Source organism: Bacillus sp. FSL P2-0099 (assembly GCF_038007445.1).
In the GTDB taxonomy this organism is placed as follows: domain Bacteria; phylum Bacillota; class Bacilli; order Bacillales; family Bacillaceae_G; genus Bacillus_A; species Bacillus_A mycoides.
Map to the genome: position 1 here is coordinate 1,182,266 of NZ_JBBOXE010000001.1, position 13,368 is coordinate 1,195,633.

14 protein-coding genes are annotated in these 13,368 nt (G+C 36.5%); 6 read left to right on the forward strand and 8 right to left on the reverse strand.

Annotated features, from left to right (window positions below):
• Positions 1 to 50 precede the first annotated feature (50 nt).
• Both MKY90_RS06010 and pepF read left to right on the forward strand, forming a co-directional pair.
• Positions 51 to 1,286 (forward strand): competence protein CoiA, encoded by a 1,236-nt coding sequence (locus tag MKY90_RS06010; protein WP_341090785.1) that lies wholly within the window; start codon positions 51 to 53, stop codon positions 1,284 to 1,286.
• Between the two features lie 50 nt (positions 1,287 to 1,336).
• On the forward strand, positions 1,337 to 3,163 hold the full coding sequence (gene pepF / locus MKY90_RS06015) for an oligoendopeptidase F (protein ID WP_002140837.1): 1,827 nt from the start codon (positions 1,337 to 1,339) through the stop codon (positions 3,161 to 3,163).
• 132 nt (positions 3,164 to 3,295) lie between these two features.
• On the opposite strand, the gene MKY90_RS06020 is transcribed toward pepF, so the two are convergent.
• The 4 genes from MKY90_RS06020 to MKY90_RS06035 form a co-directional block, all read right to left on the reverse strand.
• Positions 3,296 to 3,469: a hypothetical protein gene (locus MKY90_RS06020; RefSeq protein WP_000748141.1), complete on the reverse strand. Its 174-nt coding sequence runs from the start codon at positions 3,467 to 3,469 to the stop codon at positions 3,296 to 3,298.
• 230 nt (positions 3,470 to 3,699) lie between these two features.
• The gene (locus MKY90_RS06025; RefSeq protein ID WP_002011359.1) at positions 3,700 to 4,593 is read right to left on the reverse strand and encodes a ClpXP adapter SpxH family protein; all 894 of its coding nucleotides are present in this window, start codon (positions 4,591 to 4,593) and stop codon (positions 3,700 to 3,702) included.
• On the reverse strand, positions 4,593 to 4,991 hold the full coding sequence (locus tag MKY90_RS06030; RefSeq protein WP_000043388.1) for a globin domain-containing protein: 399 nt from the start codon (positions 4,989 to 4,991) through the stop codon (positions 4,593 to 4,595). Before MKY90_RS06030 ends, MKY90_RS06025 begins: the two co-directional genes overlap by 1 nt.
• 185 nt (positions 4,992 to 5,176) lie before the next feature.
• Positions 5,177 to 5,755, reverse strand: coding sequence for a CYTH domain-containing protein (locus MKY90_RS06035; RefSeq protein ID WP_002064261.1), 579 nt, complete (start codon positions 5,753 to 5,755; stop codon positions 5,177 to 5,179).
• Positions 5,756 to 5,899: 144 nt separating this feature from the next.
• On the opposite strand from MKY90_RS06035, the gene MKY90_RS06040 reads away from it, so the two are divergent.
• From MKY90_RS06040 to MKY90_RS06055, 4 genes are read left to right on the forward strand one after another with little or no spacing between them, the layout of a single operon-like run.
• On the forward strand, positions 5,900 to 6,271 hold the full coding sequence (locus MKY90_RS06040; protein ID WP_002030390.1) for a UPF0738 family protein: 372 nt from the start codon (positions 5,900 to 5,902) through the stop codon (positions 6,269 to 6,271).
• Between the two features lie 30 nt (positions 6,272 to 6,301).
• The gene (locus MKY90_RS06045) at positions 6,302 to 6,940 is read left to right on the forward strand and encodes a GTP pyrophosphokinase (protein ID WP_002125951.1); all 639 of its coding nucleotides are present in this window, start codon (positions 6,302 to 6,304) and stop codon (positions 6,938 to 6,940) included.
• An 18-nt stretch (positions 6,941 to 6,958) separates the two neighbouring features.
• Positions 6,959 to 7,756 carry an NAD kinase gene (locus MKY90_RS06050; RefSeq protein ID WP_002011365.1) on the forward strand — a complete coding sequence of 266 codons (798 nt, stop codon included), beginning with the start codon at positions 6,959 to 6,961 and terminating at the stop codon, positions 7,754 to 7,756.
• A 15-nt stretch (positions 7,757 to 7,771) separates the two neighbouring features.
• Positions 7,772 to 8,665 carry an RluA family pseudouridine synthase gene (locus tag MKY90_RS06055; RefSeq protein ID WP_012260553.1) on the forward strand — a complete coding sequence of 298 codons (894 nt, stop codon included), beginning with the start codon at positions 7,772 to 7,774 and terminating at the stop codon, positions 8,663 to 8,665.
• A gap of 45 nt (positions 8,666 to 8,710) precedes the next feature.
• Here the strand turns inward: MKY90_RS06055 and MKY90_RS06060 are convergent, their stop codons facing one another.
• From MKY90_RS06060 to MKY90_RS06075, 4 genes are all read right to left on the reverse strand, one after another.
• The gene (locus MKY90_RS06060; protein WP_215552760.1) at positions 8,711 to 10,105 is read right to left on the reverse strand and encodes a peptidase G2 autoproteolytic cleavage domain-containing protein; all 1,395 of its coding nucleotides are present in this window, start codon (positions 10,103 to 10,105) and stop codon (positions 8,711 to 8,713) included.
• Positions 10,106 to 10,328: 223 nt separating this feature from the next.
• Entirely contained in the window at positions 10,329 to 11,069 is a 741-nt protein-coding gene (gene prpE / locus MKY90_RS06065; RefSeq protein WP_002030403.1) for a bis(5'-nucleosyl)-tetraphosphatase PrpE, read from the reverse strand.
• Positions 11,070 to 11,148: 79 nt separating this feature from the next.
• On the reverse strand, positions 11,149 to 12,309 hold the full coding sequence (locus tag MKY90_RS06070; protein WP_002030401.1) for an FtsW/RodA/SpoVE family cell cycle protein: 1,161 nt from the start codon (positions 12,307 to 12,309) through the stop codon (positions 11,149 to 11,151).
• Positions 12,310 to 12,439: 130 nt separating this feature from the next.
• Positions 12,440 to 13,366: a glycosyltransferase family 2 protein gene (locus tag MKY90_RS06075; protein ID WP_215552758.1), complete on the reverse strand. Its 927-nt coding sequence runs from the start codon at positions 13,364 to 13,366 to the stop codon at positions 12,440 to 12,442.
• Between the last annotated feature and the right edge of the window lie 2 nt (positions 13,367 to 13,368).

The following is a 13,368-nucleotide window of genomic DNA, read 5'->3' on the forward strand; positions in this document are numbered from 1 at the left end:
AATTTGTAGTAAATTGTAGAATACAAGAAGTTGAAAGGGTGTGATGGTGGATGTTTATTGCAAGGAGAGAAAACGGAGAGAAAATTCATCTATTATATAACCGGGATGAAGAACGTTTACGCGAAATGCGTAAACGAGAAAAATTCTTTTGTACAGCTTGCGGAAAAGAAGTGCAAATGAAATTAGGAACACAAAAGAGCTGGCATTTTGCTCATAAGAAAGTGGATTCATGTCTTACCTTTTATGAAGCAGAATCTATGTATCATATGCAAGGTAAAGAATTGTTATATAGATGGTTAAAACATCAAGATTTTCATGTCGATATAGAGCATTATCTGCCAGTAATCAAGCAACGGCCAGATATTTACGTAGAGAGAGCGGATAGAAAAATTGCGATTGAATATCAATGTGCAAATCTCTCCGTAGAGCAGCTTTATAAGCGAACATATTCGTATTGGCAAGCTAGTATACAAGTCATCTGGATAATCGGTGGAAATCAGTTGAGAAAGCAATCCGCCTATTGGATGACATTCTCCTCCCTTATGGCTTTCTCCTTACAACCTTATCCTCAGCCATTTCTTATTTTCTTCTGTCCGAAACAAAAATCGTTTATGAAATGCGCATTTATCACTCCGTTTTCTACAAATGTCTCTTTCTCACATACTATTTATTTACCAACTGATACGACTACTGTTGACATGATCTTTTCCCCCGTTCCTTTCCAAAAAGAGGTATTAGGACAAGAATGGAAGAGAAAAAAGAACCATTTTCGGCAAAACGCTCTATCTGTCTGGAATTATAATCATAAGTCACTACTCCGCCTCTTATATCAATATAAATGTACCCCAGCGGGTTTTCCTTCTGAAATCGGTGTTCCGCTCCCATCCGCGTTTGCTTTTCAAACAAATCCATTTATATGGCAAGCTTCTCTTTATTTGAAGTGTATAGGTATGCTTAAGGTAGGGGAGTATATTTCTCTGCAATACGTATGTAACTATGTAGCAAAATATACGAAGAGGCGTCTACTTCCGTATTTTGCACAACATATATGGAAGGTAGCAGTTGCGGAGTATATGACATTTTTATGTTATGCAGGTGTATTAATAAAAATAGGTATTAATAAGTATCGAAAAATAAGAGATGTTGTGTTGGTAAAAACAGAGGGAGAAATTATGAAATATGATGAAATTTGCTTAGCACATGCACTATCTCTATTTGAGATAAAGTACAACATGAGAGAGGGAAAAGGGGATATAATAAAGACTGATCGTGAAGGAATTACATAAGAAAACTCGAATTGTACTTAAGTAGAGATATTATAAGGAGGGCTTAAAGAATGGCTGAAAAAAATACAGTAAAATCATTACCAAATCGCAATGAGATTGAAGAAGCAAGCACATGGCGATTAGAAGATATTTTCCAAACAGATGCAGAATGGGAAAAAGAATTCCAAGCTATTAAAGAGCTATTGCCAAAGTTAACTGAATTTAAAGGGAAGCTTGGCGACTCTGCAGACAATTTGCTTGAGGCATTGCAATATGAAGATGAAATTTCAATGCGATTAGGTAAGCTATATACATATGCACATATGCGTTACGATCAAGATACAACAAACTCTGTGTATCAAGCACTGAATGATCGCGCAACAAATTTATACTCACAAGTATCTAGTAGCACAGCGTATATCGTACCTGAAATTTTATCTATTTCAGAAGATACATTGCAAACATTCTTACAAGAAAATCGAGAACTAAGTGTATATGAGCATGCATTAGAAGAAATTACACGTCAACGCCCGCACGTATTATCTGAGGCAGAGGAAGCGTTATTAGCAGAAGCATCTGAAGTGATGAGTGCATCAAGTAATACATTCGGTATGTTGAATAATGCGGATTTGAAATTCCCATCTATTAAAGGTGAGGATGGAGAAGAGGTAGAAATAACACATGGCCGTTACATTCAGTTTTTAGAAAGTGATGATCGTCGTGTTCGCGAAGATGCATTCAAAGCTGTATTTGAAACGTATGGGAAATTTAAGAACACATTTGCAAGTACGTTAAGCGGGGCAGTGAAACGTAATAATTTCAATGCACGTATTCGTAAATATGACTCTGCTCGCCAAGCAGCATTAAGCAATAATAATATTCCTGAAGCAGTATACGATCAACTCGTTGAAACGGTAAATGACAACTTACATTTATTACACCGTTACATTGATATTCGTAAGCGTGCACTAGGACTTGATGAGCTTCATATGTACGATTTATATACACCACTTGTACAAGAAGTGAAAATGAATGTGAAGTATGAAGAAGCGCAAGACCTGTTATTAAAATCTTTAAACGTACTTGGTGATGAATATGTTGAAATTTTAAAAGAAGCATATGAAAATCGCTGGGTAGATGTGTACGAGAATAAAGGCAAACGAAGCGGAGCATATTCATCTGGTGCATACGGAACAAATCCGTATATTTTAATGAACTGGCATGATAATGTAAATAATTTATATACACTTGCTCATGAGTTTGGTCATTCGGTGCATAGTTATTACACAAGAAAGACACAGCCACACGTATACGGTGATTATTCAATCTTCGTTGCAGAGGTAGCATCAACTTGTAATGAAGCGCTTCTAAATGATTATTTATTAAAAACGACAGAAGATAAAAAAGAGCGTCTATATTTATTAAATCATTATTTAGAAGGATTCCGTGGTACTGTATTCCGTCAAACAATGTTTGCAGAGTTCGAGCATATCATTCATAAAAAAGTACAAGAAGGACATGCGGTTACGCCAGATATGTTAACGGAGATCTACTACGATTTAAATAAGAAATATTTCGGGGATGCTTTAGTAATCGATAAAGAAATCGGTTTAGAATGGTCTCGTATTCCGCACTTCTATTACAACTATTACGTATATCAATACGCAACAGGATTTAGTGCAGCGACTGCGTTATCTAAACAAATTTTAGAAGAAGGGCAACCAGCAGTAGAACGTTACATTAACGAATTCTTAAAAGCGGGAAGCTCCGATTATCCAATTGAAGTGTTGAAAAAAGCAGGAGTTGATATGGCATCTCCTGAACCAGTGAAAGAGGCACTTCAAGTATTTGAAGAGAAATTAAATGAATTAGAAGCGTTATTATTTGAAGAAAAGTAATGAGAAAAGACGAGGGATTTTATCCTCGTCTTTTTTGTTTGAAAATGTTTTTGTCGATATTTGTCGATAAAATAAGGAGGATTTCCTTACTTTTTCTAAATTAGAAGGCAGTTTTACAGTTGATTTTTGTAATTAAAATCCTTTAAATCGTTTTCTATAGTTGAAATAAGAGACAGCGATGACGATAACTCCGAATAAAAGAGGAAAGGCAATAATTTTAGGGAAAGCTTGTAATAGAGAGAGGATATACAAGAAAAAAGAAACAATAACACATAGAAAGATAAGAAAAATATGAGACTTTTTCATTAATAAAACCTCCTAAATGTTCTTTTTTATAGCTTATTCAAAAATGAAAACGTTTAGAATGTGACAAAAATGTGAAATTCGACAAAAGGGGTTGTCATCTGACGTCGAATCTTGTAATATAATAAGCGTGAACGAATTCACATACAAACATATACCCCTTTGTTTGAACGTGAAAATTTCTCCCATCCCCTTTAATATTTTTATAAGCCGTAAAGAAAAAGACCTGGTGTTTACACCAGGTCTTTTTCTTTTGCTATCCATTTCCAATAACGCTCGCACTTCACTTCAATCATTTGTACTTTTCGTTTTAGTTGTAATTTTTTTAGTTCACGCTCTATTTCTTGTTGAGGGCAGTCATATATAAATGAGATTTCCTTTGAAGAAATAAATTGTGTTGCTTCTAGTAATACTTCTAAAGGAGGTAATGGCTCTGGCTCAATTTCGCATTTTACCAGTTCTTTTAATAGCTGTACGTATACATCATAGGAATAAATCCCTGTGATTTTAATACCTTCCTCATCTGAATTTGCATGAAAAAATAGGAGGGAAGGTATTTCTGTAATATGCATCTCATTTGTGAATTTTAGGTCGCATTGGAAAGCTTTTTTTGCGCTAACTGAGTGTAGGTCTTTTTTAAATTCCTCTACATCAATGCCACTATCTTTAGCACATGTAAGCAATAATTCACAGTCAGGGTTTGATACATTTTCAAGAAAAATGTATTCTTGGAGTTTTCGCAAAAACTTCGAACCTGCTTTTCGGCCTTGCAACTCCGCCGCCTTAATTGCCATCGAAACTAAATACGGTGTTGACGACGCCTCTTGCATATGTACTTTTCCATCACATGAAAAACCTTGTAAACTTGTTGTCTTTTCCCACACAAATCGAATATTAGCAGGTTTATTCCATTTGTGTGAGGAAGCGTTTGCCCCGTCCACTTTTCCTGTTACTATATGACGAATAGAGAAGTATTTCCCATACTCAAGCCATAGTTTAATAATAAATGGCTCGATATCCCAGCAATCTTTACAAAGTGGATCAATAAATAAATATGCTTCTACAGATTTATGCTCGCATGTGGAAGGAGAAGGCATATTTATATGCTTTGCTTCCTGCTTATCCATTACACTTCACCTGTTTCATTTGGAGTATTGACCATATGTTGAGCAGTTAATGCTAAACGTTCAAAAACAAACTCTCTTATATGACCGTGCACTCCTGTATCATCCATTGCTTGCTCCATACATGACAGCCAAGCTTCTGCGCGTTTTGGAGTAATCTCAAACGGAAGATGGCGTGCTCTTAGCATAGGATGCCCATGTTCTTCAGTGTATAAATTAGGACCACCTAAATATTGTGTTAAAAATTGTTTCTGCTTCCTAGCAGTTTCTGTTAAATCATCCGGGAAGATCGGAGATAAGTCAGGGTGTTCACTGACATAGGAATAAAATGTATCCACTAATGTTGCAATGCATTGTTCACCGCCGATTGCTTCAAATGGTGTCATCGGTTGCTTGCTCATCCTTTATAAACCCCTTTTTCCATGAAATGTATATCTATTGTAGCAATGGAATGTTATGAAGAGCAACTAAACAGCCTTCATAACATTCTTTGCTTATTCTATATGTTGCTAATAAATCTTTTACTTTTCAAAAAGGTGAAATGTAGCCGTAAGTACAGCTCTTCTTCACTGATGGAAATTTTACTTTAGCGCTCTTCGTTTTGTTTGGCAAGGAAAAAGCGTTTTACTTTGTTGTTTGTATGACGAACTGGTACGTTATGTTGCTTTAATAACCTTATAAATGCTGCTTTACCGGTCTTTTCATCTTGCACTTCGTATTCAATTTCATAATCATCGTGATTGTAATAGAAACTATGATCAAAGACAAGCGTTCCGCCTTCAAATAATATTTCAGCTCTTTCTGTTGTTAAACTACCCATATAAGTTAAAGAGGAAACGGGAATTTGTAATTTGTGTAGCTGATCCATTACAGTTCCTTGAATGATTGTGTTTGTTTCCATCATAAGTTGTGCTTCTTTTTCTGTTACAGACTGATGAGTTTCTAATAAACCAATTTCAGCAGGTTGTTTTAATGTTAATGTATAAGTTCCATCTTTATGACGAATACGAAGTGCAGAGCCCGTATCTTTTAAAGAGAAGTGAGGCGTTTCAAAGTAGTGATTTACTTGTTTTGTAAATGCTTCAATAGAAAAAGATTTGCATAATGTTTGGAATTCTTCCTCTGTAACCATATTTTTAAATTCAATTTCAATTTCTTGTGTCATTGTATGCGCTCCTTTTGAAAAATAATTCTTTCCACATTATCGCTTTTTCGCAAATTTGGTTCAATGTTTTATTTGTTTGCGTCCATGTTATGATACAATAATACTGTTAAGTAAGACAGGAAGTTGAGATGGAGGAGTTTGAGTATGCAAAATAAAATTCAAGTTAAGAGCGTAGAAACGAGAGAGAATGCGCTTATTTTTTGTGCGGAAAATACTGAAATAGAGGTAAAGGAGTTAAGTGCGCGTAATCACGTACTTGTAGACTCAGACAATTTATCATTTTTATATATCTTAGAAAATGAATCATCTTTCATTTATGTAAGTATTCCGCATACATGCTGGGAAGCAGTGCATGAAGCGATGAATAAAGATACAGCGATGTTTATTCGCGTGAATGATGTTGAAATAGAATTAGAAGGATTAAAAGAAGAAGTAGAATATTTAGTTGAAAATATTGAAGGTAATGCAAATTACGGAGAAGAACTAGTAACTGCTGTAGAAAAAGTGTTTCTATAAGCAAATGGATTGATTTTGGTGGTGGTTGAAATGAATCGTAATTGGGAAGAATTTTTAGCACCGTATCACCAAGCGGTGGCGGAGCTGAAAGTGAAACTAAAAGGAATGCGTACTCAATTTGCAATGTTAACGGAGCATTCTCCAATTGAGTTTGTAACAGGAAGGGTAAAGTCGGTTGCAAGTATTATTGATAAAGCGGAGAAGAGAAATGTACCGCTAGACCGAATTAGAGAAGATATGCAGGACATCGCGGGCCTTCGAATGATGTGTCAATTCGTAGATGAGATTAAGCCTGTTGTAGAATATCTTCGAAAACGAAATGATTTTGACATTGTAGAAGAACGTGATTATGTAACGCAAAAGAAAGATAGCGGCTATCGCTCTTACCACGTTGTCATTAGTTATCCTGTTCAAACGATACAGGGGGAGAAAAAAGTGTTAGTTGAAATTCAAATTCGCACGTTAGCAATGAATTTTTGGGCAACGATTGAGCATTCTTTAAATTACAAATATAGTGGACGTTTTCCTGAAGATATTAAAATACGCTTACAACGTGCAGCGGAAGCGGCGTTTTTATTAGATGAAGAAATGTCTTCCATTCGTCTTGAAATTCAAGAAGCGCAAAAGGTCTTTTCACGAAAGCAGGAAACGAAAGATTCTGAATCATAAACTAAAGGGTGTTGGGCGATGAAATTTACAATTATGTCAAAGGGAGATCAATCATCAGATACACTAGCAAGTACGATGAAAGAATACTTGTTAGATTTTGGGTTTACAATGGATGAAAAGGAACCTGATATTGTAATTTCTGTTGGGGGAGATGGAACGCTTTTATATGCATTCCATCGTTACTATAATCGATTAGATGAAACCGCATTTGTTGGTGTACATACAGGGCATTTAGGTTTCTATGCAGATTGGTTACCGACGGAAGTAGAGAAGTTGGTGATTGCAATCGCTAAAACACCGTTCCAAGTGGTGGAATATCCACTTTTAGAAGTGATTATTCGCTATGTGAATGGTAGTAAAGAGTCGCAGTATTTGGCGATGAATGAAGCGACTGTAAAAAGTGCAGAAGGTACATTAGTAACAGAAGTGGAAATACGCGGAGAGTATTTCGAAACGTTTCGCGGAGATGGTCTTTGTATTTCTACTCCTTCAGGAAGTACCGCGTATAATAAGGCGCTTGGCGGAGCAATTATTCACCCTTCTATTGAAGCGATTCAAATTGCAGAAATGGCATCTATCAACAATCGTGTATTTCGTACGGTAGGTTCGCCGCTCGTACTGCCGAAGCATCATACATGCGTTTTAAAGCCGGCTGCAGGAATGAACATGCAAATTACCGTGGATCATTTGACGATGGTTCATCAAGATGTGAAATCAATTCAGTATCGCGTTGCAAACGAGAAAGTACGATTTGTTCGTTTCCGTCCGTTCCCATTCTGGAAACGTGTTCGTGACTCGTTTGTTGCAGATAAATAGAGAGGGTTTATATATTTGAACAGATTTACATTGAAATGGGATATAGGGCTGGCTGAAGAGGGAACTTTAGTTAGAGAATTTTTGAAAACAAAAGGGATTTCGAAAGCTGCTTTAACGGATATAAAGTTCCGCGGGGGAGCAATTGAAGTAAACGGTCAACACACAAGTGTTCGTCACAAGTTACAAGCTGGTGAAGAGTTACAAATCTTTTTTCCAGTGGAGGAAAGAAGTGAAGGGATGGAAGTGGAAGATATCCCTTTATGTATCGTATATGAAGATGATGCGGTTCTTGTTATAAATAAAGAAGCAAATATGTCGACGATTCCGTCTAGGGAGCACCCGTCAGGAAGTATTGCAAACGCTCTTTTATATCATTATGATAAACAAAATCTTGCAAGTACGGTGCACATTGTGACGAGGTTAGACCGTGATACTTCAGGGCTTATGTTAATTGCGAAAAATAGATTCGTTCACCACCTTTTATCGAAGCAGCATCAACAAAAAGGGGTGAAACGAACGTATGAGGCAATCGTTCATGGGACTATTTTAGAAGAAGTAGGAACGATTGACGCGCCAATCGGACGAAAAGCGGATAGTATTATCGAGCGAACTGTCTGTGAAGATGGTCAAAGAGCTGTTACTCATTTTAGAGTGATGGAGAGTTCTTCCGATAAGACGCATGTAGCGCTTGAGCTCGAGACGGGAAGAACACATCAAATTCGTGTACATATGGCATATATAGGACATCCGCTACTTGGGGATGACCTATACGGTGGCCGAAGAGATGTGATAAAACGTCAAGCGCTGCATAGTACATCTTTGACGTTTTATCATCCTATTTTAGAAAAGGGAATGACTTTTACCGTAAGTATCCCAGAGGATATGCAATACGCTTTACATAACAATTAAAAGGGAACAAAATTCTTATCATAAAAAGAATTTTGTTCCCTTTTTTTAGCGGAATAATATTAAAATTTGATTTTCACCAGTACGTTTTATAACGAAAAAGCCACTTTCAGCTTTCGTGGCAATACCGTCATCATTCGGACGACAATATCCGTGTGTTTCGCAAGTGCCGTCATCACGTACTAACATTTGTCCAATTAATCCGACAGGAAGCCACTCAGTACGGTCTCTTCTTGATATATACTTACAAGCTGGATCCCATTCTGTATTTAAAAGAGGTCGTATTTCTTGCGTATCCGTACGCGTATATTGACGTTTTCCGAAGCTGTCTGTTTTATAGCGTTTTTGCCAACTTAAAGCACCGCTATTTCCTATGAGAGCGGGGGTAGCACTAGATATTCCTAATATGAATGAATCATTTGAAGTAGCTTTTCGAATTTTTTCTTCGCTACTAAATGTAATGAAATAGCCGATATCAATAGGGCTATGATCTGCTGCCTCAAACATTTGTGCAAAATCAGTACCACCTGCATTGTAAGAAGCACCATCGATATACATTTCTCCGTTATGGGCAAGCCATTTGGCACCTATATTATAATCAGTGTCATTTGTCCCATTTGCGATAAACCAGGAATAAGCTTCTTCTGCTGTACCAAATTTACCCATAATATGGCTGCCTGCAAAATTAGCTGTTGATGTATGATTTCCTTCCGCATGAGATGAGAATCCGTTAGCGATAGTTGCGGTTCCTTCTGCATGTGCTGCTTCGCCCAAAGCAATTGCATGTTTTCCTTCTGCATGAGAATAAGAGCCGCCTGCTGTCGTTTCACTTCCTTCGCTATGCGAACTATGTCCAGTTGCCTTTGTTTTTGTCCCTTCTGCATGAGAAAAGGGACCCGTTGCATGTGTAAGAAGCCCTTCTGCATGTGAAGCGATTCCATCAGCTTTAGAGTGAAGTCCTTCTTTATATGCGTGACGAGCTCCTTTGTTATTTTCTTTTTTTATAGGTGTAGGTACAGGAGCCTGAATAGGGGCGGATCTTTCTATTTGTACATCGTTGCCCGAGATTAATGCTTCTTTTATTTTTTTTACTTGATTTATAATAGTAGCTGGAATTTCTGGTTGTACTTTTTCCTTTATTGCTGCAGGAATGTTTGCTTCTATATTTTCTTGTATCTTTTCCGAATTAAGCACAGGTTCATCATTATTAGAAGCGAGCTTCTTTTTTTGTTTTGCTTTTATTTTCCTGCTATCTATAATTCGCCTCATAACAGCATTTTCTAAAGAGATATATTTTTCTCTCGGTTTGCTTTTTTTTGATGACTCTTGTTCTTCTATTTCTTCTATAGCTGCCGCTCGAATACTGCACCAGTTGTTAATTCCATACATGGGATGGTATAAAGGGTGGAATTTTCTTTTTTGTTTAGAAGATTTTTTCTTCATTCCGTCACCTCCTGCGACAGTATATGCCGTGCAATTAAAAAAAGATGCACTTTATTGCATCTTTTTTTAATTGCTTTATCTAGTTTTAGTGTGGAATATGTCTAGAAAACACCATGATCCTCTGCAAATCGTGAATTGTATTAAGTAGAGGTATTTATCCAGATTGGTGCGGGCTAATAATCAGGGGGGGATGAACAAAACCCCCACTGATTAAAGTTTCACTTTATGAAATTGGGCGGAACTTTTCAGGGACAAAAGGTAGGGAAGAAGGGACAGAAACGGTCTCCAACTCAGGGTAACGTAGTCCAGTTAGTTTACCACCAAATACAGCACCAGTATCAATATTGACTGTATGATTCACAAAGCGAGGTTCATTGACAGGTGTATGCCCATAAACAATCCATGTTTCACCCTTATACTCTTTCGCCCAATCTTGGCGGACAGGTGAGCCGTCAGGGTGTTTTTCGCCTGTAATATCACCATATAATACAAAGGTTTGTACTTTTTTATCTTGTCTTCCTATGTAATCTTGCCGAATACCAGCGTGACAGACGGTTAATTTTTTTTCATCCAGTATGTGATATAGCGGTGATTGTTCGTAAAGAGTAATGAATTTTTCTTTTATTATTTGTTGCTTATTAGAAGGCAATGCTTCATATTCTGCAACAGTTGTTTCGAGCCCATGAGCGATTGTAACATTACGTCCAAGGAAGAAACGATACAGTTTATTACAGTGATTCCCTGGAGCATAATAAGCATCTTTTCTATTTATTACGAGCTCCCATACAATTTCAATCATCCGTAATGAATGAGGACCTCGGTCTGTAATATCACCAACGAATGCAAGCCTTCGTTTTGCGTTATGAATTGGGATACCACTATCCCAGCTATACCCTAGTTTCGTTGTTAAATCTTGAAACTCTTGGAAGCATCCGTGAATATCACCTATAATGTCATATTTCATATTTAAACCTCCAGCTCATTTTTTCATTAGTATATCTAAAATGGACATAGAAAAAAACCATACCGTTTTTCGATATGGTTCATTTAAACATAAAGATTTTAGTTCTTGAGCGTACGTTTAAAATAAATCCAATAGCAACCATATATGTGAGCAGTGAACTCCCGCCGTAGCTCATAAGCGGTAACGTTATTCCTGTAATAGGGAGTAAACCAATTGTCATCCCAATATTTTGGAATACTTGGAACGTAAACATTCCAATTGTACCAGCGCAAATATAACTACCGAAAGGTTCATTGCTTTCTAAAGCGATATGGATCATTCGGTAAATGAGTAAGAAAAAAAATGAAATAATAACACTTGCTCCTAAAAAACCGAATTGTTCAGCGATATTTGTAAAAATAAAATCTGTATGTGGCTCTGGAAAATATACTTGTCTATTTTCCCATCCTTTTCCTTGCATCTCTCCTGATCCAGTAGCTAAAAATGCTTGTCTTAATTGGTATCCTTGTGCGTCATATTCATAAGGTGCAAGCCAACCATAGAAGCGATTTAATTGATATTCTTTTAGAATGTGCTCTTTAAAAAACTCTGTATGCGTGAAATAAATATATGTTAAAGTAGAGCCTATGGCGAAAATACCGGAGGTTAATCCGAGGATAAAGCGCCAACGTATACCAGAAACTAAAACCATTGTTGCAAGCATCGCTGAAATGACCATTGTGTTTCCTAAATCAGGTTCTTTTGCGATTAGAAGTAGTGGAGGTAAACTAGCTGCAAATATTTTTAAAAGTAAAATGAAATCTTCACGAGTTGTCCGAAAAAGGTATTTTTCATTATGATTCGCTATAATTCGCCCAACGACGATAATCAAAAATAATTTCATAATTTCAGAAGGCTGAAAGTTTCCGATGCCTGGAAGTCTGTACCACGCGGTAGCCCCTTTAATTGTAACGGCGCCAGGAACTTGAAGTTCTAGGCCAATTAGAAGTATGAGTGCAAAGCTATATAAATACCAAGCAATTTGTTTATAGCGATCGAAATCAATAACCATAATAACACCAATGGCGATAAATCCAATGGCATACCATTGGATTTGTTTTAATACAAAATTTACGTTTTGTAAAAATGGTGGTAAAGAAGCTTGTGCACTTGCGATAGCAAAGCAGCTAACAATCCCAATGGCAAATAAAATGAATATTAATATGTAGTCTATTTGATATTGAGTGTTCGGATCTTTCACTGTATGAATTCCTTTCTACTGCTCTCTATATTAGTGGGTTTTAGTTGGTGCATCACATAGTTTAAAAAGAATGTATGAACTATACGCATTATTCACGTAAAGCTCACACATTTTATTTTCGCAGAATAGACTAATGATGTAGCTCTTTTATAATTATGTCCAAACAATGGGAAAGACGTACATGTGCATCTGGAATGAGGTTTGGTAGCTGGCTATAATATTCTAAGGAACCTTTACACCATTTATAAGCGCTAATTAGACCTAGTCTATAATCTGTATTATCTTGTAAAAATCCGTATTCTTTTGAAGTTATAACGAGGTGCGTAAAATCCTCAGATCCTTCAAGGAGCTTGCTGTGTATTTGTTGCCCAGTATGGTAGCGAAATTGGCTTAAAGGTTCGGATATGTATACTGCGTCTCCTTTAGAAAGTAAGGAAATCCATGATGCCATATCGACACTACAAGAATAGTGCCTTCCTTTTAGCGTGCCGAAAGGTTCAGTGAGTAACTGTTTTCTAAACAGAATAGTTGTAGGCTCACCGATAATGTTATGTCCACCTTTTAACATCCAGTCGCCTAAAAATATTCCGTTTAATTGAATGTCTTCGCTATATAATCTTTGTGTTGGATGAGCATCTCCAATCAAATTCCCATGATCATCAATACGTACTCGATAAGAAGTTATAAGAGCGATATTTTTATTTGTGTCTTGCTCAAAATAAGCCATCATTTTTTGTATTTTATGATTATAAAACACATCATCGTCCATTAAAAAATTTATATACTCCCCATTAGATTTCTCTAAGAGCATAAGATCGTTATGAAATTGTCCTAAAGTAGTGGTATTTCGAATGTATGTTATGTTTTTATAAGTAGGTAAATACTGTTCATTTATTAAGATTTCTGTTTCATCATTTGTACTATCGTCTCCTATAATAATTTCAATGTTTGGATAAGTTTGTGCTAATGCACTTTCTAGAGCAATTTTGAAATAATGTGGTCGATTATAAGTGGGAATAAGGATGGAAACGAGAGGTGACTTTTTTTTATTATTCATAC